This window comes from Prevotella sp. C561 (assembly GCF_000224595.1).
Lineage (GTDB): Bacteria > Bacteroidota > Bacteroidia > Bacteroidales > Bacteroidaceae > Prevotella > Prevotella jejuni.
In genome coordinates, this window is sequence record NZ_JH114147.1 from 69,135 (window position 1) to 95,044 (window position 25,910).

The 25,910-nt window shown below is 41.9% G+C and carries 18 protein-coding genes and 1 pseudogene; 13 read left to right on the forward strand and 6 right to left on the reverse strand.

Annotation, left to right across the window (positions count from 1 at the left end):
• Nucleotides 1-492 precede the first annotated feature (492 nt).
• Entirely contained in the window at nt 493-1,455 is a 963-nt protein-coding gene (locus tag HMPREF0666_RS10035; RefSeq protein ID WP_042856267.1) for a type I phosphomannose isomerase catalytic subunit, read from the forward strand.
• A 116-nt stretch (nt 1,456-1,571) separates the two neighbouring features.
• Here HMPREF0666_RS10035 and HMPREF0666_RS10040 read toward each other — a convergent pair whose 3' ends face one another.
• Together HMPREF0666_RS10040 and HMPREF0666_RS16695 are read right to left on the reverse strand one after the other, a co-directional pair.
• Nucleotides 1,572-2,696 (reverse strand): AI-2E family transporter, encoded by a 1,125-nt coding sequence (locus HMPREF0666_RS10040; RefSeq protein ID WP_042856279.1) that lies wholly within the window; start codon nt 2,694-2,696, stop codon nt 1,572-1,574.
• Nucleotides 2,697-2,714: 18 nt separating this feature from the next.
• A pseudogene (locus tag HMPREF0666_RS16695) lies at nt 2,715-3,302 on the reverse strand (thymidine kinase); the annotation flags it as partial.
• A 526-nt stretch (nt 3,303-3,828) separates the two neighbouring features.
• On the opposite strand from HMPREF0666_RS16695, the gene rsmI reads away from it, so the two are divergent.
• Both rsmI and HMPREF0666_RS10055 read left to right on the forward strand, forming a co-directional pair.
• On the forward strand, nt 3,829-4,545 hold the full coding sequence (rsmI, locus tag HMPREF0666_RS10050; RefSeq protein ID WP_042856282.1) for a 16S rRNA (cytidine(1402)-2'-O)-methyltransferase: 717 nt from the start codon (nt 3,829-3,831) through the stop codon (nt 4,543-4,545).
• A 3-nt stretch (nt 4,546-4,548) separates the two neighbouring features.
• Complete coding sequence (locus tag HMPREF0666_RS10055; protein ID WP_009012265.1) at nt 4,549-5,463, forward strand: hypothetical protein; 915 nt, start codon at nt 4,549-4,551, stop codon at nt 5,461-5,463.
• A gap of 233 nt (nt 5,464-5,696) precedes the next feature.
• Here the strand turns inward: HMPREF0666_RS10055 and HMPREF0666_RS10060 are convergent, their stop codons facing one another.
• From HMPREF0666_RS10060 to HMPREF0666_RS10075, 4 genes are all read right to left on the reverse strand, one after another.
• Nucleotides 5,697-6,086 (reverse strand): hypothetical protein, encoded by a 390-nt coding sequence (locus HMPREF0666_RS10060; RefSeq protein ID WP_009012267.1) that lies wholly within the window; start codon nt 6,084-6,086, stop codon nt 5,697-5,699.
• Complete coding sequence (locus HMPREF0666_RS10065) at nt 6,083-6,565, reverse strand: RNA polymerase sigma factor (RefSeq protein WP_009012268.1); 483 nt, start codon at nt 6,563-6,565, stop codon at nt 6,083-6,085. Before HMPREF0666_RS10065 ends, HMPREF0666_RS10060 begins: the two co-directional genes overlap by 4 nt.
• A 6-nt stretch (nt 6,566-6,571) precedes the next feature.
• Nucleotides 6,572-7,021, reverse strand: coding sequence for a hypothetical protein (locus tag HMPREF0666_RS10070; protein WP_009012269.1), 450 nt, complete (start codon nt 7,019-7,021; stop codon nt 6,572-6,574).
• A gap of 443 nt (nt 7,022-7,464) precedes the next feature.
• Nucleotides 7,465-7,917 (reverse strand): nucleoside deaminase, encoded by a 453-nt coding sequence (locus HMPREF0666_RS10075; protein WP_009012271.1) that lies wholly within the window; start codon nt 7,915-7,917, stop codon nt 7,465-7,467.
• A gap of 232 nt (nt 7,918-8,149) precedes the next feature.
• Between HMPREF0666_RS10075 and HMPREF0666_RS10080 the strand changes: the two genes are divergently transcribed.
• The 10 genes from HMPREF0666_RS10080 (at nt 8,150) to HMPREF0666_RS10125 (ending at nt 25,362) form a co-directional block, all read left to right on the forward strand.
• Nucleotides 8,150-8,515 (forward strand): YraN family protein, encoded by a 366-nt coding sequence (locus tag HMPREF0666_RS10080; protein WP_004360454.1) that lies wholly within the window; start codon nt 8,150-8,152, stop codon nt 8,513-8,515.
• A gap of 14 nt (nt 8,516-8,529) precedes the next feature.
• Nucleotides 8,530-9,321, forward strand: a complete 792-nt coding sequence (locus HMPREF0666_RS10085; RefSeq protein WP_009012272.1) for a biotin--[acetyl-CoA-carboxylase] ligase — start codon at nt 8,530-8,532, stop codon at nt 9,319-9,321.
• A gap of 54 nt (nt 9,322-9,375) precedes the next feature.
• Nucleotides 9,376-10,086 (forward strand): UMP kinase, encoded by a 711-nt coding sequence (pyrH, locus tag HMPREF0666_RS10090; protein ID WP_009012273.1) that lies wholly within the window; start codon nt 9,376-9,378, stop codon nt 10,084-10,086.
• Between the two features lie 227 nt (nt 10,087-10,313).
• Nucleotides 10,314-12,413 (forward strand): cytochrome c biogenesis protein CcdA, encoded by a 2,100-nt coding sequence (locus HMPREF0666_RS10095; protein WP_009012274.1) that lies wholly within the window; start codon nt 10,314-10,316, stop codon nt 12,411-12,413.
• A 602-nt stretch (nt 12,414-13,015) separates the two neighbouring features.
• Nucleotides 13,016-16,267 carry a SusC/RagA family TonB-linked outer membrane protein gene (locus tag HMPREF0666_RS10100; RefSeq protein WP_009012275.1) on the forward strand — a complete coding sequence of 1,084 codons (3,252 nt, stop codon included), beginning with the start codon at nt 13,016-13,018 and terminating at the stop codon, nt 16,265-16,267.
• 18 nt (nt 16,268-16,285) lie between these two features.
• Nucleotides 16,286-17,743 (forward strand): RagB/SusD family nutrient uptake outer membrane protein, encoded by a 1,458-nt coding sequence (locus HMPREF0666_RS10105; protein ID WP_009012276.1) that lies wholly within the window; start codon nt 16,286-16,288, stop codon nt 17,741-17,743.
• A 345-nt stretch (nt 17,744-18,088) separates the two neighbouring features.
• The gene (locus tag HMPREF0666_RS10110; RefSeq protein WP_009012277.1) at nt 18,089-18,796 is read left to right on the forward strand and encodes a DUF4843 domain-containing protein; all 708 of its coding nucleotides are present in this window, start codon (nt 18,089-18,091) and stop codon (nt 18,794-18,796) included.
• Between the two features lie 41 nt (nt 18,797-18,837).
• Nucleotides 18,838-20,265, forward strand: a complete 1,428-nt coding sequence (locus HMPREF0666_RS10115) for a PKD-like family lipoprotein (RefSeq protein ID WP_009012278.1) — start codon at nt 18,838-18,840, stop codon at nt 20,263-20,265.
• A 7-nt stretch (nt 20,266-20,272) separates the two neighbouring features.
• Nucleotides 20,273-22,822 carry a zinc-dependent metalloprotease gene (locus tag HMPREF0666_RS10120; RefSeq protein WP_009012279.1) on the forward strand — a complete coding sequence of 850 codons (2,550 nt, stop codon included), beginning with the start codon at nt 20,273-20,275 and terminating at the stop codon, nt 22,820-22,822.
• A 20-nt stretch (nt 22,823-22,842) separates the two neighbouring features.
• Nucleotides 22,843-25,362, forward strand: coding sequence for a zinc-dependent metalloprotease (locus HMPREF0666_RS10125; RefSeq protein ID WP_009012280.1), 2,520 nt, complete (start codon nt 22,843-22,845; stop codon nt 25,360-25,362).
• Nucleotides 25,363-25,910: the final 548 nt, after the last annotated feature.

A 25,910-nucleotide genomic window follows, 5' to 3' on the forward strand; every position in this document is an offset into this window, starting at 1 on the left:
TAGTTATATTATCATCAGGCTTTGATAGCGTTGCCGTCAATGCTCGATAGAAGGGATAGAGGTGCTTAATTGAGATTCAGTTAGGCACCTTTTTTCATGCTCTCTCGTCTCTGGTCTGCGAATTATTATCATGAAGAAAAATATTTTTTATCGTGAAAGAAAATATTTTTTATCATGAAGAAAAATATTTTTCTTCGTGAAAATAATTTATACCCGACGGTTTTTCGCTATCTATCATACCGATAGCAAGTAGAGTATCTTTGGTCTTTAATGCGTGTAAAAACGAGCTTTACACTACTTGATAGACGTGTGGAAGGGTCTTGACATTTAGTTACTGATATTAAGCAATTGCCTACTTAAAGACGTACACTTGTCTTCTTTCAGTATAATCTTTGGTTATCTACGGAATAAAGTGTAACTTTGCAGTACGAATGAAGGCCATGTGTAGGCCTCGTCATAAGGACGTTTGAAACATTAAAAAAGCAATAAAAAATGGAAATGTTTAAGTTTAATCCTCTTTTGAAGTCTATCCTCTGGGGTGGAGAAAAGATAGTACCTTTCAAGCATCTGACTTCTGATCAGAAGCAGGTGGGCGAGAGTTGGGAAGTATCTGGCGTTAAGGACAATGAGAGTGTTGTCTCTGATGGCAAGTATAAAGGCTGGACACTGAACAAACTTGTTGAGACTTTGAAGGATAAACTGGTAGGTAAAGAGAACTATGAACGCTTTGGCAATGAGTTCCCCCTGCTTGTCAAGTTTATAGACGCACGTCAGCAACTCTCTATACAGGTTCATCCAACAGACGAGCAGGCGCAGGCACAGGGCTTGGGTCGTGGTAAGACTGAGATGTGGTATGTGATGGAAAGCGACGCAGATGCCTCTCTTCGCAGTGGTCTGAAGCAGCAGATTACACCAAAACAATACAAGGAAATGGTTGAAAATGATACCATTACTGAGGCTTTGTCGGAATATCCTGTGAAGGAAGGCGACGTATTCTTCTTGCCAGCAGGTCGTATCCACTCTATCGGTGCAGGCTGTTTCTTGGCAGAGATACAGGAGACAAGTGACGTAACCTATCGTATCTACGACTTCAAACGTAAGGATAAAGAGGGTAATTATCGCGAGTTGCATACCAAGGAGGCGGCTGAGTGTATTGATTATACTGTCTATCCAGACTATCGTACACAGTATGAGGCACGCCAGAATGAGCCAGTAGAGCTCGTTAGCTGTCCTTATTTCACTACTTCTGTCTATGACCTTACCGAGCCAATGACACTCGATTACAGTGACTTAGACTCTTTTGTTATCTTCGTTGGACTGAAGGGTGAAGGTGAGATAACCGATGCCAAGGGCAATACTATCTCATTCCGTGCAGGTGAGAGTGTGCTCCTTCCTGCTACAACAACGGTTGTCAAGGTTTCAGGAACTATCAAATTCTTGGAGTCATACGTGTAATCAATGACACAAGTAACGTTTCTGAAGCATCATCTGTGAGGTGATTATAAAGAAAACGGCTCTCCTTCTCGAATGAAAAGGAGAGCCGTTTTCTTTATAACTAATGGATGATAAGTTTACTCTTTCGTCTCTTTTGCGTCCTCAGTGAAGGTTGATAGTACCTCTATCCCGTCTTTGTCGATATCCTTTGTTACGTATCGTTGCCAGTAGGCAATGATGAGTGTGGTGAGTGGAAGGGCTATGATAAGTCCGATAAAACCCAAGAGAGCACCCCATACAGAGAGTGAGAGGAGTAGGATAGCAGGGTTAAGTCCCATGGCTTTACCCATTATTTTCGGTGTTATCACCATGTCCATAAGGGCCTGTATGATGGCAAACACGGCCAAAGCCGACCCAAAGATAATCCAGAAATTCTGCCCTGTATCAGCCGCTTTGAGCAGTGCCAAGAATGCTGTTGGGACGAGGGCAAAGGTGTGAAGATAAGGTACAAGGTTGAGAATACCGATGAGTATGCCCAGTCCGATAGCCATTGGGAAATCTATAATGGTGAAGCCAATACAGAAGAGTACTCCCATACAGAGTGATACCAATCCTTGTCCACGGATGTAGTTATTGAGTTCTCGCTCTACGTCTTGTGCCAGTCCGGCCCAGAAAGGGCGTGCATTCTTAGGGAATATCTTAATCCAATTATCAGTCAGAACCTCATAATCGAGCAGAATAAAGAACATATACAGCAGGGTGATACATGAGGCAATGACGGAGAGAATGACACTCGCCGTCTGTCCTATTACTGAGAAGAGCTTCGGCATAGCGGTCCTGATGGTGTTTCTAAAGTCCGGACTCTTCAGGTATCGTTCGATTTCATATTGGTTCTCCTTTATCCACTGCTGTACCATTGTCGATACATTGTTTGTGTGAGTCGTCTCGTTTAGATAGCGATTGGCTATGTGCATGAATCGATCTACTTGGTCTATCATTGGCGGAACAATGAAGTAGAAGATAGCAGCAAAGATGGCTATAACAAATAGTAGGGTGACTATAATACTTAAAGCTCTGCCTGGTACGTGGAGTTTATACTGTACAAACTTAACAATCGGATAGAGGAGATAAGCTAATAACCATGCTATGAAGAAGGGTAGGAGTACCTCAGATAGTTCGTTGATGATAAATCCAACTGTTAGAACAGCAAGTGCTATAAGTGCCCAACGGATGAACTTATCGAAAGTAATTGTTTGTCTCATAAGTCTTTTAAACGTTTTGTTTGCTTCTCCCTGTGTCGCCTTCTTGTAGCATTCACGGCATAGAGGCTCGTATTCCTGCTGCTCTCCGAGCATCACTCGTCGATTGTCGGCAATGAGACGATGGCTAACGTATGCCAAGGCACCACACTTCACGCAGATTGCATGCACCTTTGTTACCTCGTCTGCAATAGCGCAAAGAGCTGGAATAGGGCCGAAAGGAACACCCTTATAGTCCATGTCGAGTCCTGCAACGATAACACGCACACCGTTGTATGCTAACTTGTTGCACACTTCTGTTAGTCCTTCGTCTAAGAATTGGGCCTCGTCAATACCCACGACGTCAATGTCTGAGGCAAGAAGGAGAATGTTTCCAGATGAATCAATAGGGGTGGAATGGATGGAGTTCTGGTCATGACTGACTACATCCTCGTCCGAATAACGTGTGTCAATAGAAGGTTTAAATATCTCAACCTTCTGCTTTGCGAACTTAGCACGCTTCATACGACGGATGAGTTCTTCTGTTTTACCAGAGAACATACTGCCACATATCACTTCAATACGCCCTTGACGACGTCTTTCTCCATTATGATTATCTATCTTTGCCATAGTTATTGCAAAGATAGATAAATTACGAGGAATAGTCATACTATAAGCGTTAAAAGTTATTGTGTAGGCCTATTCTTTGTTCTTTTGAGGGAGAGAACTGGGCAACTCGACGGTTTTTCCCAGTGTTATTCGACAAGAATAGTCTTTTCTTCAACCGTTCTCTATGGTCGTGATGAGGCTTAATAGGAGTGGTGGGCATACTGAATATCAACTTTATTTAGCTTTCAATGCGTTATTAAATGTTGTTGGAAAGGTTTTTGTCTGTTAAGTTTTCTTGGAAAGTAAAGGATTTATTAAGAGTTTGTTTTAGCCTTGTTGTTATAAAACATACTGACAGACTGTGTTTTAGAAGACTTTACGCTTGAAAGGATGAGATGATAAGTATGATGTTTAATAACGCTTTTGGGTTAAAATTATAACATCATTGTTACTAAGTTTTGTCCCTTGCAAATGGAGATGTTTGTTATGTAAAAAAAGCTAATTTATTTTGTTCTTCTACACAATTGCTTTACATTTGCATTCAACAATGGGAACATTATATCTCGTACCGACACCGGTTGGAAACATGGAGGACATGACGCTCCGTGCCATCAGAGTCCTGAAGGAAGCTGATTTAGTATTGTGTGAGGATACTCGAACATCGGGTATTCTATTGAAGCACTTTGAGATTAAGAACCGTCTTATGTCTCATCATAAGTTTAATGAACATGCAAGTACTGCCAATATTGTCAATAGACTGAAGGCTGGAGAGACGATTGCTCTTATCTCGGATGCGGGGACTCCGGGCATTAGCGACCCTGGTTTCTTCCTTGCTCGTGAGGCTGCTGCTAACGGGATAACCGTTCAGACGCTTCCTGGAGCAACCGCTTTTGTACCTGCATTAGTGTCAAGTGGCTTACCATGTGACCGCTTTTGCTTTGAAGGATTCCTCCCTCAGAAGAAAGGACGTAAGACTCATTTAGAGAGTTTGGCTGATGAAACGCGTACAATGATATTCTATGAGTCACCTTATAGAGTTGTGAAAACCTTAGAACAGTTTGCTGAGGTGTTTGGAGCTGATCGACAAGTAAGTTGTTGTCGTGAGATTTCAAAACTGCATGAAGAGAGCGTTCGAGGTACATTGGAAGAAGTAATAGCCCACTTCAAAGAGACAGAACCACGTGGTGAGTTTGTCATTGTAGTGGCAGGAAAAGAAAAAGTAAAGTCTTCTGATAGGAAGAAACAAACGGATAAAAAAGTATAATGTATGAATAAACTATTAGTTTTCGCAGTATGTGGAGTACTTGCACTGGCATCCTGCAACCGAGACAAGAAGTCGGCTTTGAACCCATCCGAAATACAGAGTGATTCATTGCGCAATATTATCGACGCACGTGATCATGAGATTAACGATATGATGGGAACGCTGAATGATATTCAGCAGGGTTTTGCTGCTATCAATGAGGCTGAGAATCGTGTGACGATTGCTAAGAATGGTGAGGCTGCTAACAAGACAGAACAGATGAAGGAGAATATCCAGTTCATCGCTCAGCGTATGCAGGAAAACCGTGAACTCATTAAGAAGTTGCAACAGCAGTTACGCGAGACAGGCTTTAAGGGTGATGCAATGAAGGAAACTCTTAGCCGTCTGACAAGTCAATTGAGCGCAAAGGAGACTGAGTTGAAGCAGTTGCGTGCTGAGTTGGAGTCAAAGAATATCCATATCAAGGAACTTGATGAGACGATCACTGGTTTGAATACGGATGTTACTAATCTCAAGACTGATAAGGAGAACCTTACAGCAGAGAAGGAAAACCTCACCAAGGAGAAAGAGAATCTCCAGACAGAGAGCAACCAGAAGACTGAGACTATCAATACACAGGACAAGCAGTTGAATACTGGTTGGTATGTATTCGGTACTAAGAGCGAGTTGAAGGCACAGCGCATCCTCGATGGTGGTAAGGTTCTTCAGGGTTCTTTCAACAAGGGTTACTTCACAAAGATTGATATCCGTGTTAACAAGGAAATCAAGCTTTACAGCAAGAGTGCTCGTCTGTTGACTGCTCATCCAAGCAGCAGCTACACGCTGACAACTGATACAAATGGACAGTATGTACTCCGTATCACTGACCCACAGACATTCTGGAGCACAAGCAAATACTTGGTTATTCAGGTTAGATAATCATAAAATACAAAATAAGAAAGAGGAGATGTGTTATAACAGCACATCTCCTTTTTTATTTCTCCAAACTTACTCCAGTCTCACAATTGGATATATTCAGAAGAGGGTAACTATTTCTTCAAAAAAGGTTGACGGTTTCTTCAAAAAAGGTAGACCTTTTTGCCCAAAAAGGTCTACCTTTTTTGTAATCGTGTTATCTGTTATGTCAACTTCTACAAAACCCAAAGTAGCCACTATTGAAGTGGTGTTTCATCTTTTAGATTTACTAATTTCGTGGTAAACAATAGGCTGAGCGTGATGAAGGCTGCACCTATTGCCAATCCAATATACTGAACGTTGTGAAGCAAGGTAAGGATGAATTCTGATTCAGTTCCATTGATATATCTATCAAAGATAGTAGGCAGCGTGAAGCTTGCAAGCGTCACAATACAGCCCAAAACAACCCCGACAACAAGCAGTTTAAGCGACATTAGTTTGTTCTTTCGGCTCTCCGCACGTTGATATGCCTTAACTTCTTCGATGAGTTCCATCTGTCGTTGCAGTCTTTGCATAAAGGCATTGTCATCCGACAGTTGTGGATGATAGTCCGAGAGTAAGTCTTTCAAGAATTTATCTTCGTTCATCTTTCCAATAAGTGTTTAAGTTCTTGCCGTCCACGTGATAGTTGTTTCTTAATAGCATCCTCACTGTTTTCGGTTATCTCTGCAATCTCTTTTATTTGATAACCCTGCATATAATAAAGCAGGATACTTGTACGCATTGCCTCCGAGAGCGTTGCCAACGCAGTGTGTAGTTCCTGATAGCGGAAGGCTTCATCACTCTTACTGTTCCCTTGGAGCGTGATAGCCTTCTCAAGGGGTAGTTCCTGTTGGTGTTTCTGTTTGCGACGTGAGTCGATGAAGACACGATAAGCAATTTTCATCAGCCAAGCCGAAAACTGTCCACGTTCGTCATATTGGCTGCTGCGGAGGTAGGCTTTGATGAGAGCCTCTTGAGCAATATCGTCAGCTTCAGCACTGTTGCCACAGCATAAAGCCGTCAGGAACCGGCGTAGATGTGCCTGTTCCCGACCGACCTGTTCGACGAATTGTTCTCTTGTCATAATAACCTAATCGTTGTCTTTCAAGTTTTCCAATGTCTTTTTGGCATTGTTGTAGGCGACCAATAGCCCACATCCTACTGCCAATGGGACAACACCAAATATAGAGCCAAGGGGAATAACGGAGCTATCAAAGCCTTGCAGAGTACTCAAGGTTATGGTAACTAAGATGGTTGCTATACCACCAATCGTGCAAATGGTTCCCCAAAGAACTTCGTAATGCATTATTTTAAGCATTTTCTCTTTGTACGATTCCTTTGGAGGATTCAGTTTGTTGAGGAACTCCTGTATGTCTATGTCAGGGTTCTTCTCGATAATTGCCATTGCTATTTCACTTCTTTTATCTGTTTCATGTTGCTTGTTTCGTTGGGTAAGCCAGACGTATAGGATTGGAAAAACAACTACAAGCCCCATAGGGATTAGGTCACTAATAAGCGAGCCGAGTAATAAAATGTTCATAATCTTAATCTTTTAAGTATGTTATACATTTGGTTTTCTTTCTGAACCGATTCACTTGTATAACGTTATTGATTTGTAAAAGGTGACATCAAAGGCGCAAATTTATTTGTTTTATGGTATTAATTGTTTTTCTGATAACGGTTTTATTTATGCTTACTGCAGCTTTTGTACGAATTATTTACATGAAAATAAATATTTATTGTCGTGAAAATAATTCTTTTTTATCATGAATAAAAATATTTATTTTCATGAAAATAATTCGTTGGAATGTAGCTATAAGAAGTTAAAAGGGCATCTATCAGCTGCTTACCTCTTATCTTTAATGTCTGTAAAGGGCATCGATAAAATCCTTTCTCCTTCCTTTCTATATCTTTATTAGTATCAGGAACAGAGGTGATGTCTTAACTCCTTTCACTCCCTTTCACTCCTTAACTCCTCGATCCCTACCTTCTTTCTTGGAAGAATCGTTGCATCAAGGCACGACATTCTTCTTCCATAACGCCATAGGTGACGTTAGCTTTAGGGTGGAAAGCCTTGGGTGCATACTCGTGGTAGCCCCGTTTTTCATCGGGACAACCATAGACAATGCGTCGGAGTTGCGCCCAACCGATGGCACCAGCACACATGATGCAAGGTTCTACAGTTACATATAACGTGCAATCCTGCAGATATTTTCCTCCCAACTCATTAGCTGCCATGGTTATTACTTGCATTTCTGCATGTGCAGTAACGTCATTGAGCGTCTCTGTCAGGTTATGGGCACGAGCGATGATACGGTCGCGGCATACCACAATAGCACCAACAGGGATTTCACCTTCTTTATAAGCGGCTTCGGCTTCAGCCAATGCACGCTGCATATAGTATATGTCTTTCTTGCTTTGTTCTTCTGTACTCATACTGCAAAAATACGGGTTTTATTTTGATTTTACGAAAGATTATTCTAACTTTGTGCGTGAATATTAATGTACACAATTCTTGACGGGAGTGATAAAGTTTAAGGTTTTTAGAAGAAGTAGGCAATACCTTTGTTTCATCCGTAAATCGATTTGATACGTATAAAGAATTATCTTATCTCCTTCTAATAGTCTGAACTTCTAAAACTTCTGCAAGTTGAGGAAAGAAAGACGCATGGCATACCATAACGAATTAGGTAAATGGGGAGAGGATGTGGCGGTAAGCTATCTCCAACAGTTGGGTTATGTCATTCTTCATCGTGATTGGGATTATCATCATCGAGACTTAGATATTGTTGCTATAGATAATGGTACGCTGGTTATCGTTGAGGTAAAGACTCGAAAGAATGAGCAGTTTGCTGATGCTGATGAGGCTGTCACCGTGCAGAAAGTGCGTTCGCTCTCGATTGCTGCCAATGCATATGTCAAGCGATATAACATCAATTTGGATATCCGCTTTGATATCATCACTGTCGTAGGGCAGCCAACAGGAACCAATGAAGTGCGCCATGTGAAGGATGCCTTTCTTCCATTCATATAAAGAATAGATTGTAAATGAAGATAATAGATGCCGTATTAGGCTTTTTCAAGCCAACAGTAGTAGAGAAAGAAAGAGAGGTGAAGGTCGTAAGATTAGATGCTGTCGATAGTACAAACGCCTATCTGCGCACCTACACACCTGCTGAAGATGAGGCAATGACAGTTGTTGTTGCCGATTATCAGACTGCAGGAAAAGGGCAGGGGACGAACACTTGGGAGAGTGAAGCAGGTAAGAACCTGTTGTTTTCGGTACTTGTTCATCCGACGATGTTGCCTGTTCGTAGTCAGTTTCTACTCTCTGAAGCTGGTGCTTTGGCATTGAAAGAAGCTTTGGCAGACTATGTGAAAGAAGATATCAGCCTGAAATGGCCCAATGATATCTATTGGAAAGATAAGAAACTGAGCGGAACACTGATTGAAACAAAGCTTGCTGCGGGACGTATAAAAGACTGTGTCTTCGGTGTGGGGCTGAATGTAAATCAGGAAACGTTCCATAGTGATGCTCCTAATCCTGTTTCTCTCTGTCAGATTTTAGGGCATGAAGTAGACAAAGAAGAACTGTTGAAAAAGATTATCAATAAGTTCTCAGAACTCTATCAGCTGTTAGAGATGGGCGGATATAATGATATCAGTGCAATGTATCACGAAGCTTTGTACCGACGTGGAGGCTTTCATAAGTTCCGTGATGCTGATGGTGATTTTGAAGGCGCTATCGTTGAAGTAGAAGACGATGGACATCTCATCCTCCGTGACAGCAAGGGTATGATTCGTGAATATCAATTTAAAGAAGTAGAATTTATTATATAATAAGGTGTTTGGGAAAGTAAAGAAGTTCCTTCAACTCCTTCAACTCCAAAAATAATGGCAAGATTTAAAAGAATTCTCTTGAAACTTTCGGGTGAGAGTTTGATGGGAAAACAGGGCTTCGGTATCGACCCTGAGCGTCTTAGCGATTATGCTAAGCAGATTAAGGAAGTACATGAAATGGGTGTACAGATTGGTATCGTAATCGGTGGTGGCAACATCTTCCGTGGTTTGAGCGGTAGTCAGAAAGGCTTCGACCGTGTGAAAGGCGACCAGATGGGTATGTGTGCTACCGTTATCAACTCTCTTGCACTTAGCTCAGCACTTGAGGCAATCGGTGTGAAAGCTAAGGTCTTGACAGCTATCCGTATGGAACCAATCGGCGAGTTCTATAGCAAGTGGAAGGCTATCGAGGCTATGGAGGCAGGTTATGTTTGTATCTTCTCAGCTGGTACTGGTTGTCCTTACTTTACTACTGATACTGGCTCAAGCTTGCGTGGTATTGAGATTGAGGCAGACGTAATGCTTAAGGGTACACGTGTAGATGGCATCTATACTGCCGATCCTGAGAAAGATCCAACGGCAACAAAGTTCTCTGAAATCACATATGATGAGATTTATAATAAGGGTCTTAAGGTAATGGATCTCACGGCAACGACCATGTGTAAAGAAAATGACCTACCTATTTATGTCTTCAATATGGACGTTGTCGGTAATCTGAAGAAGGTTATGGACGGTGAAGATATAGGTACGTTGGTGCATAATTAATGCTGATTATTCTTAAATGAATAGCTGTTGCAGCAGGTAGGTGACTACCTGTCTGCAACAATATACGTAAAATAAAAATCGACGAGAGAACTCATCTTAATCCTGAAAACCTTTTGAACATAGATTGATAAAAAGTTATTGAATATAAATATTAAATATATACATTATGTAATGATATAAAAATAATTTTCTTATCTTTGCAGTTCAAATTCTAATAGTATAAAACGATGAAAAGAAGAAATACACTATTTATCCTCTTTACACTGTTGTTTAGCCTCACAGCTATGGCACAGCAGAACCCTGTTCACTTTTCTGTACAACAGAAGCAGGTTTCACCAACAGAGGTAGAGGTTGTCTTCACAGCGAAGATCGACCAGGGATGGCATGTATATTCAACGAATCTTCCAGCTGATGGTCCTACATCTGCATCTTTACATGTAGACAAAGCAGAGGGCGTAACTCCAGTAGGTAAGCTCACAACACGTGGTAAAGAGTTGAATGTCTATGATAAGACTTTCGAGATGAAGCTACGTTATTTCGAGAATAGCGTTGGGTTTGTTCAGCGTTACAAGATAACTGCTAAGACCTATAGCATAAAGGGCTATTTGGAATATGGGGCTTGTAATGATGAGATGTGCTTACCACCAACACAGGTGGAGTTTAATTTCAAAGGTAATGGACCCGCCTCTGCCCCCGCAGCAGCACCCACCGCTGCAAGTGCAGAAAACGAGAAAACAACGACAGCTGCTACTGATGTAGCAGCTGATGGTTTATCTGCCCTTACCACAATGGGCGCAGATACAGCTAAGAAAGCTGATGTGTTGTCTGCGGACACCGCAGGGACTGTACAGCAGGCAAACACACAAGTAAACGCTGATGTTAATCTATGGAAGCCTGTAATCAAAGAGTTAGCAGCCTTCAATAGCACTAAGGATAGCACTAACAGCTCTCTTTGGAGTATCTTCTTTATGGGTATCCTCGGTGGTTTCATCGCTTTGCTCACCCCTTGTGTATGGCCTATCATCCCAATGACTGTCAGCTTCTTCCTCAAAAGAGCAAAGGACGACCGTAAGAAAGGAATACGTGATGCAGTCACCTACGGCTTGTCAATCATTGTTATCTATATGGCTTTGGCAACGATTGTTACGTGGGCTTTCGGTCCACAGAAGTTGAATGAACTGGCAACAAACGCTCCGTTCAATGTGTTCTTCTTCCTTTTGTTAGTCGTCTTCGCCTTTAGCTTCTTCGGATGGTTTGAACTTCGATTGCCTTCTTCATGGGGTAATGCGGTAGATAATAAGGCTTCTGCCACTACAGGTATACTCTCTATCTTCCTCATGGCATTTACCTTGTCATTGGTTAGTTTCTCTTGTACCGCTCCTGTCGTTGGACTTCTCCTTGTTCAGGCAGCGACAAGTGGCGACTGGGTTGCACCTGCTGTGGGTATGTTTGGCTTTGCTTTGGCTCTTGCCCTACCATTTACATTCTTCGCACTCTTCCCATCTTTGCTGAAACAAGCACCTAAGTCAGGTTCATGGATGAACATGATTAAGGTAGTGTTGGGATTTATCGAGTTGGCTTTCTCACTGAAGTTCTTGTCAGTAGCCGACCTCGCTTACGGTTGGCATGTCCTTGATCGTGAGACATTCCTTTCCATTTGGATTGTTCTCTTTGGCCTTTTGGGATTATACCTCATTGGTAAACTCAAATTTCCTCATGATGATCTCGAACAGAAGGCAATGCCAGTACCAGCTATCATGTTGGGCCTTTGCTCGTTAGCTTTCTCTGTTTACATGCTTCCAGGCCTCTGGGGTGCACCTTGTAAAGCGGTTAGTGCGTTCGCACCACCTATTAATACACAGGATTTCAACCTTGCTCCACAGACCGTGCATGCTGCTTATACGGATTATGATGAGGGTATGCGTGCAGCGGCTGCAGCTGGTAAACCCGTCTTGATAGACTTTACTGGTTTCGGATGTGTTAACTGTCGTAAGATGGAGGCATCTGTCTGGACAGACTCACGTGTCGCTGAGAAGCTGAATAAAGACTATGTCCTTATTTCGCTTTATGTAGACGACAAGACTCCATTGAAGCAGCCTGTTGAGGTGAAACTACCTGATGGAACGTCACGTACACTGCGAACTATTGGTGACAAGTGGAGTTATCTGGAACAGACTAAGTTCGGTTACCTGGCTCAGCCATTCTATGTACCATTGGATAATGCGGGTAAGCCGTTGAATGGTAGCTTCAGTTTTAAGGAGGATGTACCTGCTTATCTTGAATTCCTCGATAAGGGCTTGGAGAATTATCACGCCAAACAGCAATAATGATATAGGCTGACAACATTGCGCTTAACTATCTCGTAGATAGTATAGAGCCGCATAGTCATGTGTTCTGAAAGAGGTTGTATCAAAAAGACCATTGGAAGGTCTTGATTGATACAACCCTTTGTTCTATTTATACCTGAAGCCTTTACTAACGCACGAGGGGATACGTACTATTTGGTAAATGTACCTTGTACAGATAAAGCATTAGTTTCTTCCATGTTATTTAATGCTTTTAAGAATAAAAAGGTGTAAGGATGAAGATCGTAAGAGGGTAGTCTGTGAGTATATGTCATTTGGTTTGGTAGATGTTAATCTTAAGTGAAAAAATACCATTAAAACGTACATTTGGCTATCAAAAAACAATAATAATGAATAGAATTCTTTATTTTTAATAATAAAGTCACTTGTATTTTTGTTTTTTTTCGTACTTTTGCAGAATAATAGGTAAAAAGGTATAGTCTACCTGTGAAGGTGACTAATTAATAGTATAAATAGTTATAAAGAAGACATTTCTTCTCTCTGAACAATTATTAACGTAAGAGTTTTCGAGTTAAAAAAGGATTGTATTTTCAAGTAACAGAATTTCATAATTTTAGAGAACGATGCAGAAGATTAAATTCCTCCAGCGCGTAATATGTGTTCTTCTACTGAACCTGTTATGCATTGGGCCATTAAGTCTCCCTATGTCAGCGCAAGAACTGAATGGTGCAAAAGTAACTCTCTCTATGCATGATGCGACAGTAGAGGATTTTGCTAATGAAGTTGCTAAGCAGACAGGATTGAATGTAAAGTTTGCAGATGATGATGTGAAGGCGTTTAAGGGTGTGTCCCTTGATGTACGCGATCAGTCAGTTTCAAGTTTGTTACTGAACTTGGCAAACCAGTTCCCACTCTCATATACCGTTGAGGGCAACACCTTGACGTTTGCAAAGAAGGAAACGGTGCAACGTAAAGGTGGTGTTCGTGGTCAGGTTACCGATAATAACGGTGATCCTATCATTGGTGCCGTTATCCGTGTGGATGGTGTGAATGGTGGTTATGTGACCGATATTAATGGTGAATACGACATTGTGACCGACCTCAAAGAGGTGCACATGACCGTGTCATATATTGGTTATAAGACAGTTACTAAGACTGTAAAGAATGGTGCTATAGCTAACATCACGTTGCGTGAAGACTCAAAGGAAATGCAAGAAGTGGTTGTGACCGGTTATCAGACTAAGAATAAGAACTCGTTTACAGGTTCTCAGGTAGCTGTAAGTCGTGACCAGTTGATGAATGTAGGTACGAAGAATGTATTGCAGAGTATTGCGAGCTTCGTCCCTGGTATGGTCATCGCAGATGATAACCTCAAAGGTTCTGACCCTAATAAGGTGGCAGAACTCAATATTCGTGGACGTGCCACTTTCGAAGGACAGGCCAATACACCGGTCTATGTGGTAGATGGTGCACAGGTAACAGCAGAGTATGTTGCCGATATGGATATGAACGATATTGAGACCGTAACCGTATTGAAGGATGCTTCAGCATCTGCTCTTTATGGTGCGAAGGCTTCTGCAGGTGTCATCGTTATTACCACAAAGACACTGAAAGGTGGTAAGCTGAAAGTGAACTATAGCGGTACAGTACGTCTGTCAACGCCTGACTTACATGATTATCACTTGTTGAATGCAAGTCAGAAACTTGAGTATGAGCGCCTTGCAGGTTTGTTTACAGATACAAGTCCTGCAACTCAATATACACTTGATAAGGATTATGCACGTATATATAATGACATCCAAAGAGGTGTAGAGACTGATTGGTTGTCTAAGCCATTGCGTAATGCCATCTCTCAGTCACATAGCTTGAGTGTAGATGGTGGTGACGATCGTGCGAAATATAATCTTGGTGTACGTTATGGAAAGGATTCTGGTGTTATGAAGGGCTCTGATCGTACTCGTCTTTCAACTAATTTCCGCCTCTCTTACAATATTGCAGGTAAGTTCTTCGTGTCTAACAGTTCGACACTCTCGTCTGTAACGAGTAACGTGTCACCTTATGGTGATTTCTCAGACTGGGTTAAGATGAATCCTTATGAGAACCCATATAACTCTGATGGACAGTTGCGTTCTTCGCTATATCATGACTTAGCAAACCCATTATACGATGCTTCGTTGGGTAGTTATAGTAATTCAAACAACTTCGACTTCCTCAATACAACTAATATTCAGTTGTGGTTCGGTGAAAAGATACGTTTGGATGGTGATTTCACAATCGACCGTAGCAAGCAAGATAGACGTACTTTTACATCTCCTTTTGCCTATAATGAGATTCGTAACAAGACGGCTGATCAACGTGGTTCATTGACTGATAGTTGGGTAAACACCACTACATTGCAGGGAAAACTTATGTTGTCATACAACAACTACTTCTTTAAGAAGCTCTTCCTTACTGCAATGGGAGGTAGTAGTATGGAGTCTACGTCAACAGATGCGGCTTCCTATACTTCAATAGGATTCTATTCTGATAAGTTAGGACACCCTGCTTTCGCTACAGCGTATGCTGCAACGCGTCCAAGTGGCTCTGATACACAGACGAGAGGAGTAGGTTTCTTCGTTAATGCCAATACGATCTGGGATAATAAATACTTCCTCGATCTTATCTATCGTTATGAGGGTTCATCTCGTTTCGGTAAGAATCAGCGCTTTGCCCCATTCTGGAGTGTCGGTGGTGGATGGAATATTCACAACGAGAAGTTCATGAAGGGCTCGCAAGTATCGCTCTTGAAGCTCCGTGCCAGTGTAGGTTATTTGGGTAACATCAACTTTAACCCGTATCAAGCACTGACTACTTATAGCTATAATAGTTCATATTTCTATGGTAAGGGAACTGGTGCTACGCCAATTACTATTGGTAACCCAGATTTGAAGTGGGAGCGTACGCTGAGTACCAACATCGGTGTTGATTTCACTGCCTTCCGTGGTCGTGTCGACCTTTCAGCCGATTACTATATCAAGAATACTGATAACCTGCTCTTGGATATCACCAAGGCACCATCAGTGGGTGTGACTACTTCACGTGAAAATATTGGTGAGGTGCAGAACTCAGGATTTGAACTCCGTCTGCGCACCTTCCCAATTCAGAATAAAGACTGGCAGTGGTCGCTCGGTTTAACATACGCTTATAACAAGAATAAGATTAAGAAGATCAGTAATTCTCTGCGTGAACAAAATGAGAAGAACAAGGCTGATAATGGTGTTGCACCACTTCCTATCTATGAAGAAGGTCAGTCTTTAACTGCTTTGAAGGTTGTTCCTTCTGCAGGTATCGACCCTGTAACAGGTCAGGAAATCTTCATTAAGCGTGATGGAACATACACCTTTGTTTATGATTCAAATGATAAGGTAATCTTCGGAGATACCAACCCTATAGGTACAGGATCTATCAACTCTTATCTCACCTATAAGCGTTTTGCTTTGAGCTGCTCATTCTTGTACTCCTTCGGAGGTTCTCTTTACAACGAAACTTTAGCAACAAAGGTTGAGGGAGCTAATCCTAAATACAATGCTGATGAGCGTGTATTGAATGACAGATGGAAGACTCCTGGAACAATAGCAAAGTACAAGCGTATTGACGATACAACTACTCCGTATCAGACATCACGCTTTGTAGAGAAGAATAACTTCCTACGTATGAGCAGTCTCTCGCTCTCTTATGAGGTTCCAACGACCTTTATTCAGAAGTACGGCTTGAAGCGTATGTTCTTAGAACTCCTCACTAACGACCTCTTCTATCTGTCAACAGCGAAGAGGGAACGTGGTCTGAACTATCCATACGATAGGAGTTTTGAGTTCTCAGTACGTTTCTCACTCTAAAACTAAATTAGGATAACAATGAAGAAGATAACGAAATATATAGGAATATCCATGGTGGTTGCGCTGCTTACATCGTGTAACGACTTCTTGGATGTACAGCCTAAAGGGCAGCTTACAGATGACGAGATGTTCACTGATATTACTGGTTATGAGGATGCTATGTTTGGTATTTATGGTAAGTTAGCTTCATCTAACCTCTATGGAAGTAATCTCTCATGGGGTATGGTGGATGAGTTAGGCCAGCAGTTCGGTTATGACAATACACAAGACGTAAGTTACTACTTGAACCGCTATCAATATACTAACCAGCAAGCACGCAACGTTGTAGATGCTGTCTGGAGTAATATGTATAACAACATCTCTAATGTCAACAATGTGTTGAGGCACATTAATGATATTAGTGCAGGTGAACAAGAACGCAAGATGATTCACGGTGAAGCCTTGGGTCTGCGTGGCTTTATGCACTTCGACCTTGCTCGTCTTTACTGTACAGACTATACGCGCAGTGATGCAAATACTCTTGGATTACCATACGCAACAGAGTTTAATCTGAAGAACCGCACTCGTTACACCTTGCAGGCAACGTTCAACCTTATTCTTAAGGACTTGAATCAGGCTGACTCATTGTTGACAGACGACAATGATGTTACCTACGATAACAATTTCGTACGTGATTATAGCAAGGGACGTGTGATACTTTTCAATAAGTTTGCCGTTAAAGCTACGAAAGCTCGTGTGTATTACGCTATGGGTAAATACACTGAAGCTGCTAAATATGCCCGTGAGGTTATCAATGCAACACAGAACTTTAAGTTGAATACAAGTACATCACTCGATTCTGTGATGCGCTTTCCTGCTAACAAAGAGATGATTTTTGGAGTTTATGCAGCCGACCGTTCAACAACTATTCGTTCAACATTCCTGCGTTCAACAGGTTATGGTTCCTTCGTTGAAGGCCGTCGTGATTTGCGTAGTCTCTATGAGGTCGACCAATTCACGGCTCTTAGCTCTGACCTCCGATACACCTCTTTCTTTAGAGAAAATACGTCGGGTTCAGCTTCTTCTTTCAGCTTTATTCGTCTAATCCAGAATGATGCTGAGGCTACAAGAGGTGCATTGAAAGGCTTTGTGTTAATTAGTTTGCCAGAGATGTATTACATCTTGAGTGAAAGTCTTTATGATTCAAACAAGACAGAGGCAATCAGTCTGCTCAATCAGGTTAGAAAGAGTAGGGGATTAGGCGATGTTGATGCAGCTAAGGTAGCTACACGTACACTCTTCGAGCAGGAGATGATGCGTGAACGTATGCGTGAGTTCCCTGGTATGGGTCAGACCTTCTATGCGTTGAAGCACTACAACCGTAGTTTTACTGACTTTAGAAATATTGACACATATCAGCCTTCAGATGCCATCTTTAATCTCCCTTGGCCAGATAGAGAGAATGAGTATGGCGATCAGGCAGTTCATAACGAATAATACATATCAAGCAGTCTGTATGGTTTAGCACTGCTAAACGACAAGAGCAAGGCGATTTGTAATAAGCGTTTAGCTATGCTAAATCACAGACTTAAGTGTATAAAAGAAAAGATATAAACGTATAGACAGATATTGTAGTTCGTAAAGACTTAAATAGGATATACTTTTAGAAGGGCTGACTAATATACTATTCCATTGATGTTTACCCTTTACATGGTGTATGATAAGTCTTAACACCAGAGTAGAATATGGTATGGTGAGTTTATGATGGTCTTATGCAGTAGGGCAAAAAGACAGATTTACCATGAGAATTACTTATCGGACAACACTAAAAAACAAATGATTATGTATAAATCAATCACAAACATCTTCGCTATCGGTGCTATAGCTCTATCGTTGACAGCGTGTTCAAACGATAACTACGAGGGAGAATACTCAAAAGATGGTACTTTCGAAGGGGCAAATCAGGTTTATTTCGACCTCAATAATGCTTCTGACACATTATATAATTATTCATTCGGAACACTGCCTACCAGCGTGACCTCTGACACAATCAATGTGAAGGTGAAACTCGCAGGAGTAAGAAAGTCACAGGTACAGCACTATAAGGTGGTTGTTGACCCAAGTAGTTCGGCAAAGGCTGGGGTTCACTTTGTAGCAATCAATAGTGACCAGACAATACCAGCTGACAGTCTTTCAGCGAGTTTCCCAGTAGTACTTTTGCGTCAGAACCTTAGTGATACGAAGAATGACAGTATTCGTCTTGTTCTGCGTTTGGAAGCATCTGACGACCTTGGTGTTCGTTTTCCTGACAAGATAAAGAGGATAATCACCTTCGATAATGTACTTGAAAAGCCTTATTGGTGGTCAAATCCTACACTCCAAGCAATGGGACTTCCTGCTTATACGCCAGCTAAGTATCGCTATCTACTGTCCTTGTATAATTCAGATGCAAGAGCGATAGAGAAGGCTGTAAGTAACCCACGAAGTTGGACACAGCTTTACAGGAATATTCAGAAGTTGAAAGCTTACTTTGCAGCTAACCCTGAGTAATCACATTCATTGGTATAACCATTAATATAATTACACGAAATATGGTAAAGAAATATTTATATCTCTTGGCTATAGCAGCCCTTACCTTCTCATCATGTATTAAAGATGATTCGACAGAAGGAGGCGATAATGTGTCTGTAATCAGCCTGCAGACACCTCTGAACAGTAGCTATACGCTTAATCAAGGAGATACATTGAAGATTAATCCTACGGTATTACAAAGTAATGGTAAGCAGAAGCTCACTTACGAATGGGAGATAAATCATAAGTTGGTATCGAGTGATTCTGCACTTGTTTATCCTATTCAGACCTCTGGAACCTATACTGGACGTCTGCGTCTGAGCAATGGTCAGAATATTCAGATCTATGAGTTCAATGTGAACGTAGAGTATGCTTATACGAAGGGTGTCTTCCTCTTGGCTGAAAAGGACAACAAGGCAATCCTTTCCTACGTACCAACAGAGGATGTGAATAAGAGTTTCCAACTTGATGTGTTGGGTGCTAACAATCCGAATACTAACTTCGGTACACCTTGCTCAATGGCATGGAACAAGACGATTGGTAGTCAGACAAATAATGTTCTCATCATTGCTGCAGGCAATCCATCAACACTTTATCAGCTTGATGGCTATGAGATGCTATCACTTTTCCAAACTCCTGTTGGTGAGAAGGTAATACAGGTAGAGGCAAACTCTGACCCAGGTTCACCGAAGGTAATGGCGATCACAAAGAACAACTTGTATTCTTTGGGCTTGAACTCAACCAATTTGATTTCACAGACATCACGCTTCACAAGCGCAGTAGGAGGTTCCGTAAAGTTTGCAGACCGCATGACACCATGGTGGAGAGACGACCTCTTTTATGCTCATGGCGATGCTTACTTCGACAACGCACATGGTTCTCTGTTGGCAATGGCTATCGAGAATACGTCAGTTCCTGCAGAAGTGTTAAAGGGAACCTTCACAGGTGATACGTTGGTAGGTATGGGTAGTGTGAATAAGCAGCGTAACCTTGCTTTGATAACCAATCAGACAAGCACTGGCACATTCTACTTTACATATATATTCCCAGGTTATTACTCTTCTTCTGCGGATAAGCGAATTGCCGCAAATGTGCTTTATCGTGTTGCGATGCCTTCTACTTCTGGTATTGCTAACGGTTCTGTCGTACGTTCTGCACGCAGTAAGAATATTGTTTATTATACCAATGGTAATGCTGTCTATGCTCACAACGTTCTTGCCAATAGTAATTTCCCAACTTCTGCACTGTTTACAGTAGGGAATAGTACGGAGAAGATAGTTGATATGACATTCTCAGATGATGATAATCTCATCTATGTCGCAACCAATGATGCGTCAGCCGCTATGCAAGGTAGCCTCTACTGCTACGATACACAGACCAATACACTACGCTGGTCTAAGCAGAATATAACAGGACGCATAGTTAAGGCATTATTCAGAAACAAATAATACACTAATGATAAGAATGAATTTCTCATTTAAGAACTCTTTACTTGGAGGGGCATTATTGCTCCTCCTTGTATTGCAAAGTACTGTTGCAAAAGCTGATGATGACAAGTCTAAGGCTAAGCCTAAGAAGGAAACGAAGTATGACAGACTCTTTAAGGATAAGAAGACAGAGACTGCACGCAGTAAGTTTATTACCGTTCATAAGCTTGACAACAAGATTTACTTTGAGTTGCCACGTACTTTGTTGAAAAAACAGATGATGCTTGGTGGAGTAATAACCTCTACCACTGATGCATCTACAGTCACTGTTGGTTCTACAAGTTCTAACCCTGTCTTGTTCTACTTTGACATACAGGATAGCTCGGTCGTTATGAAGACTCCTAACAATGTTCTTTTCAAGGAGAATACGAACTCAGCAGACCTTGATAGTGCATTGGCCTTGAACTATCGTGATGGTATTTGGCAGGGCTTTAACATCTTAGCTTACAACAATGACAGCTCTGCTGTTGTCTTTGATGTAACCTCTTTGTTAGGTAAGCCAACCAACCTTATTTCGGTTATGCCAACGAAGAATGGTAATTATAGCCTTAAGGCAACTCCAAAATCAGAACTTTCGTTCATTCGTGGGATAAAGAGTTTTGATACAAACGTTATAGTTAACAATGACTTTACGTATGGTGTGTCAACCTCTCTGATGTCTATGCCTATCGGTGGCGAGCGTCCTACAACTGTAGGTGTTAGTTATAGCGTAGCACTTGTGCCTGAGTCTGCAATGCGTCCACGTATCATGGACTCACGTATCGGTGTGGATTATTCTGTTCGTTTGGGTATTCCCCAGGAAGGTGCAAGTACTAAGCGCATCTTCTTCTCACATCGTTGGAACCTCGTCCCAAAGGATAAGAAGGCGTATGCAAAGGGTAAGTTGACTCAACCTGTCAGTCCTATCCGTTTCTATTTGGACAATACTTTCCCAGAGTCATGGAAGCAACCCATCCGTGAAGGTATCCTTGAATGGAACAAAGCATTTGAGAGAATAGGCTTTAAGAATGCTATTGAGGTGGTTGATTTCCCACAGAAGCAGGGTGATTTCGACCCAGATAACATTCAGTATTCTTGTATTCGCTACATACCAAGTGGCTCTTCATCTGCTCCTAAGAGTGATGTCCATGTCAATCCTAATACAGGTGAGATTATGGCAGCCTCTATGTTCATCTATTCTGATGTCGAGAAGTTGTTACATAAGTGGCGTTTGATAGAAACAGGTGCCGTTGACCCATCAGTACGTAGCAATCGTTTGTCTGCAGCTAAGTTTGCTGAAGGTTTGAAGATGTTGGTTACAAAGGAAACTGGTAGTATGTTAGGACTTTTGGATAACCTCGGTGCTTCTGCTACTTATTCTACAGACTCTCTGCGTAATGCACGTTTCACTACAACCATGGGACTTGCTCCTTCTGTTATGGATGACGTTCATTACAACTATGTTGCACAGCCTTCAGACAGTGGTGTACGCCTTGCTCCAACAGGACTTGGCATGTACGACTACTTCACAATTGATTGGAACTATCGTTATTTTGATACTGATAAGGTTTCTATCAATGATGAGAAGAATACACTTGAGGCGTTTGTTGACAAGAAGGTGACCAACCCACGTCTTCGTTATTATGCTGAACGCAACTCAAGATGGGACCCACGTCTTGCTGCTGGTGCACTTGGTAATGATATGATTGCGAGTGCAAACCTTGCAAATAAGAACTATACTATTGTTGAGAACAATCTCTCTAAGTGGATTAAGAACGATGAAGATACTCGTATCAAGGATCAGTTGTACCTGCAGATATCACAGAATCGTTACGCTTTGTTCAAGCAGGTGTTAAGTAATGTTGGTGGTATGTACCTCAACAACATGAAGATTTCAGCAGGAGTACCGCAGTATCAGGTTGTTCCAAAGGATCTTCAGCGTCGTTCTCTCCTGTGGTGTCTACAAGAGGCAATGAGCTTTAAGAAGTATGCTAATCGTAACTACGAGCGTAAGGGCTACTTGTCAGTAAGCTATTATGACCAGAGTTTAGAGTTTATGGGTTACGATTTGATGGCAGCACGTATGCGTGTGGCTATCACTTCTTACTTGAATCCAAACAGTTACACACAGAAAGAGTACTTTGATGATATCTATAACACCCTCTTCAAGAGTGTTGCTGAGATGCGCGCACCTTCTCAGGGCGAGCGTGTTTTGCAGCGTGCATTCATGAGTCAGGCACAGAGTGTTGTCTCTAAGGCTACTGGAAACGGTGGTTCTGGCGGTGGTTCTGGTGCTGGTACAGCTTTGAAGGGTGATGATCTCGGTGCTACTCCAGGCTTTGGCGACCCTTCTCAGAATCTTGCTCCAACAGTTGACATCTCGCTTGCTGACAACTCTGAGCTTTATTTCTACAACTGTATGTTGAAGTTAAGAACGGCTTTAGAGAAGTGTCTAAAGGCTAATTTGCCACTTGAGGCACGTACACACTATGAGATGATGCTCTTCAAACTCAATAAGACAATGGAGGTGAAGAAATGAGAAAAACTTCATTTATATCCATGAAATCGGTTCATGTAACCCTACTGGCAGTGGGCTTCTTAGGTCTCTCACTGTCAGCACAGGCTTTCCCTTTCTTTAAGAAGAAGAAAAAGAAGGCTACCACCACTACTACGGTGGCTAAGAAGGATGCCTATGAGCGCATTCTGACTGAAGAGAAGACAGACTCTGCTAAGGGACCATTCGTTTCCTTCTACAGGACAGGTGAGAAACTCCTCATGGAGTTGCCACCTTCTTCTATCGGTCGTGACATGCTTATCGGTGCTACTATATCCTCTGTTTCAAGTCCACAATTTGCTGAGGTTGGTACACGTGCTGGTTCTGTCTCTCACGTACGCTTTATAGAGAAAGATAGTTCTATCGTTATGCAGGCTATCAATTCAGAGTTGCTTGACGCACTGCCTACAGGTGATGCGAAGCAAGCACAAGCCACGAACTATCGTAACCTCGACTTCTATAGTTTCCCTATCAAGGCGAGAAACAAGAAGACGGGTGGTATTCTTTTTGATGCGTCTTCTTTTTTCTTGAGAGAAAGTAAGTATTTCCCAGTGATTGCAAAGATTGCTGGTCCATATCGTGTGGATGCTGACCTGAGGCCAGAGTGGATTAAGGTAACGTCTTTGAAGTCGTTTGCTAACAATGCTTGCATATCAATGATACGCAACTACGTTACCAATATGACTGGTAATAGTGGTAGTGTTGCTATTAGCAATCATCCTGTTTCTATCGGCGTACAGTTTACTTTAGCACTCCTACCAGAGGACAAGATGACACCTCGTCTGAGTGATACTCGTCTTGGCTACTTCCTTACACCGAAGTCAATCGTTAATGACAGTCTTATCGACCATGCAAGCTTTATCAATCGTTGGCGTGTAGAACCTAAGGATCCTGCTGCTTATTTTGCTGGTCAGCTCAGTGAACCTGTAAAACCAATCGTGTTCTATATCGATAATGCCTTCCCTGAAAAGTGGAAGCCAGCGATTAGAAATGCCGTCCTAAGATGGAATAAGGCTTTCGAACGTATTGGTTTTAAGAATGTGATGCGGGCTGTAGACTTCCCAACCAATGATCCAAACTTTGATCCAGATAACTTCCAATATTCTTGTATTCGTTATCTGCCTACGGCAACAGAGAATGCTATGGGACCATCATGGGTCGATCCACGTACAGGTGAGATTATCACAGCTACCGTACTGGTGTATAATGATGTCGTAAATGTCATCAACAGCTGGCGTTTTATCCAGACTTCGCAGATTGATCCGGCTGCTCGTACATTGGATATGCCTGACAGTATTATGCTTCCAACATTGGAGTATATTGTTACGCACGAGGTGGGTCACACACTCGGACTAATGCACAACATGGCTTCATCGGCTGCTATACCAACTGATTCGCTACGTTCTGCAAGCTTCACACAGAAGTATGGTACGACAGCATCTATCATGGACTATGCTCGTTTCAACTATGTTGCACAGCCAACGGACAAGGGCGTGTCGCTTACTCCTCCTGAACTTGGCGTTTATGACAAGTATGCAATAGAGTGGGGCTACCGTGTCTTCCCTAACTCAAAGAGTTTTAGGGATGATGTGAAACCGTTGATGGCACTCGTCGCTGCCCATGCTGACGACCCAATGTATCGTTATGTTCTCCAGCAGTCACGCTATCGTTATGACCCAACTGCCATTGAGGAGGATCTCGGTGACGATGCTGTGAAGTCAAGTACTTACGGTCTGAAGAACCTTGAGTATATTCTCAAACATTTTGATGAGTGGATTCCAGATGGTGCTGATGGCACACGTAAGGCAAAACTCTATCGTCAGATGGTTTCTCAAGCTTACGGTTATGCACGTAATGTCTATGCTGTCATTGGTGGTATCAAGCTGAATCAGAGCACAGAGTCATCTGGTATTCCTCGTTATGAGGTCATGCCTAAGGAGAAACAACGTGCTGCCGCAATGTGGTTGTTACAGGAAGCACGCAAGTTTGGTAAGCGTGGTGTTGAGAGCATCGAGAACCGTTTACCTCAAATCAACTCTCATCCTTACAAGACATTGGCAAGTGGTATCCAAGAGATGGCACTCTCTGCAACAGCACGTTTAGCACTGAGCTATTATGCTGACTCTACTTCTTATTCTCCTTTGGAGTATTGCGAAGATACTTACAACAATGTCTGGGCTAAGACAATTGCAGGTGATGAAAACCTCGACGACGATGATATCGCTATGCAGCAACTCTATGTTGAGCGTCTGAAGGAAAACATTGTCGAAGTTAAACAGGTCGGTAAGGTGCGCAGCTTGCGTGATGATAAGCAGGATGTAGCATTCCTCGGCTTCGGTGTTGGCTATGGTGAACCAGACACAATGTGGACGGAGACCATCGACCGTACAGCTGAATATGTGTTCCACTATGCACAGAAGCTTCAGAAACTTCTTCAGGAACGCATTAAGACAACAAAGGACACGACTGTAAGGTCTCAATATGAGTTGATGTATGCACGTGTCCAGCGTTATATGAATGGTTAATCTACCGTGTTAACATACATCTCAGAGGGTATATCTCAGGCGTCTGTGTCTTGGATATACCCTCTTTCTTTTTGTTCAGTGTTAGGATAGAGTATCGTTTTGTTGTTATTCTTTATGGTGGTACTGAGTGTCCCTCCGTAAATCTTTATATCTCTCTGTGAGGTTTGATGTAGCTTTATGGCATGATATGGAAAGTCTTGTTAACGTGTGATGATAATGTCCTTTGTTAGCCATAAATTGCTTACGTAAGCCAATCTCCCTATATACTATATTTTTTAATTTTACTTTGCTGTCATTTTTAACATTTCGTGTAAGTGCATAGGAATTAATTAGTTATATGCTTATAGATGGTGACAGGAGTGACAGGAAAATTGGTTTTGGTAAAATTAGGTTACTATGGTCTCTTGTTTTAACGCATGATTTTTGATTTAGAAAACTTCATCTTTATGCCATCACTACAGTTTGTTATTTTTTTCAAGTGATTTTTCAATGAGCCTTTATGATATTGTTCTCCGTTCTTTTTAATTCTCTATTTAGGTTATTTTAGG

Coding starts and splice junctions, on each gene's coding strand:
- HMPREF0666_RS10115 (WP_009012278.1), top strand. CDS start 18,838: ATGGTAAAGAAATATTTATATCTCTTGGCTATAGCAGCCCTTACCTTC.
- HMPREF0666_RS10085 (WP_009012272.1), top strand. CDS start 8,530: ATGAAGATAATAGATGCCGTATTAGGCTTTTTCAAGCCAACAGTAGTA.
- HMPREF0666_RS10055 (WP_009012265.1), top strand. CDS start 4,549: ATGAATAAACTATTAGTTTTCGCAGTATGTGGAGTACTTGCACTGGCA.
- HMPREF0666_RS10075 (WP_009012271.1), bottom strand. CDS start 7,917: ATGAGTACAGAAGAACAAAGCAAGAAAGACATATACTATATGCAGCGT.
- HMPREF0666_RS10040 (WP_042856279.1), bottom strand. CDS start 2,696: ATGAGACAAACAATTACTTTCGATAAGTTCATCCGTTGGGCACTTATA.
- HMPREF0666_RS10125 (WP_009012280.1), top strand. CDS start 22,843: ATGAAATCGGTTCATGTAACCCTACTGGCAGTGGGCTTCTTAGGTCTC.
- HMPREF0666_RS10060 (WP_009012267.1), bottom strand. CDS start 6,086: ATGAACGAAGATAAATTCTTGAAAGACTTACTCTCGGACTATCATCCA.
- pyrH (WP_009012273.1), top strand. CDS start 9,376: ATGGCAAGATTTAAAAGAATTCTCTTGAAACTTTCGGGTGAGAGTTTG.
- HMPREF0666_RS10100 (WP_009012275.1), top strand. CDS start 13,016: ATGCAGAAGATTAAATTCCTCCAGCGCGTAATATGTGTTCTTCTACTG.
- rsmI (WP_042856282.1), top strand. CDS start 3,829: ATGGGAACATTATATCTCGTACCGACACCGGTTGGAAACATGGAGGAC.
- HMPREF0666_RS10065 (WP_009012268.1), bottom strand. CDS start 6,565: ATGACAAGAGAACAATTCGTCGAACAGGTCGGTCGGGAACAGGCACAT.
- HMPREF0666_RS10110 (WP_009012277.1), top strand. CDS start 18,089: ATGTATAAATCAATCACAAACATCTTCGCTATCGGTGCTATAGCTCTA.
- HMPREF0666_RS10120 (WP_009012279.1), top strand. CDS start 20,273: ATGATAAGAATGAATTTCTCATTTAAGAACTCTTTACTTGGAGGGGCA.
- HMPREF0666_RS10035 (WP_042856267.1), top strand. CDS start 493: ATGGAAATGTTTAAGTTTAATCCTCTTTTGAAGTCTATCCTCTGGGGT.
- HMPREF0666_RS10070 (WP_009012269.1), bottom strand. CDS start 7,021: ATGAACATTTTATTACTCGGCTCGCTTATTAGTGACCTAATCCCTATG.
- HMPREF0666_RS10105 (WP_009012276.1), top strand. CDS start 16,286: ATGAAGAAGATAACGAAATATATAGGAATATCCATGGTGGTTGCGCTG.
- HMPREF0666_RS10095 (WP_009012274.1), top strand. CDS start 10,314: ATGAAAAGAAGAAATACACTATTTATCCTCTTTACACTGTTGTTTAGC.
- HMPREF0666_RS10080 (WP_004360454.1), top strand. CDS start 8,150: ATGGCATACCATAACGAATTAGGTAAATGGGGAGAGGATGTGGCGGTA.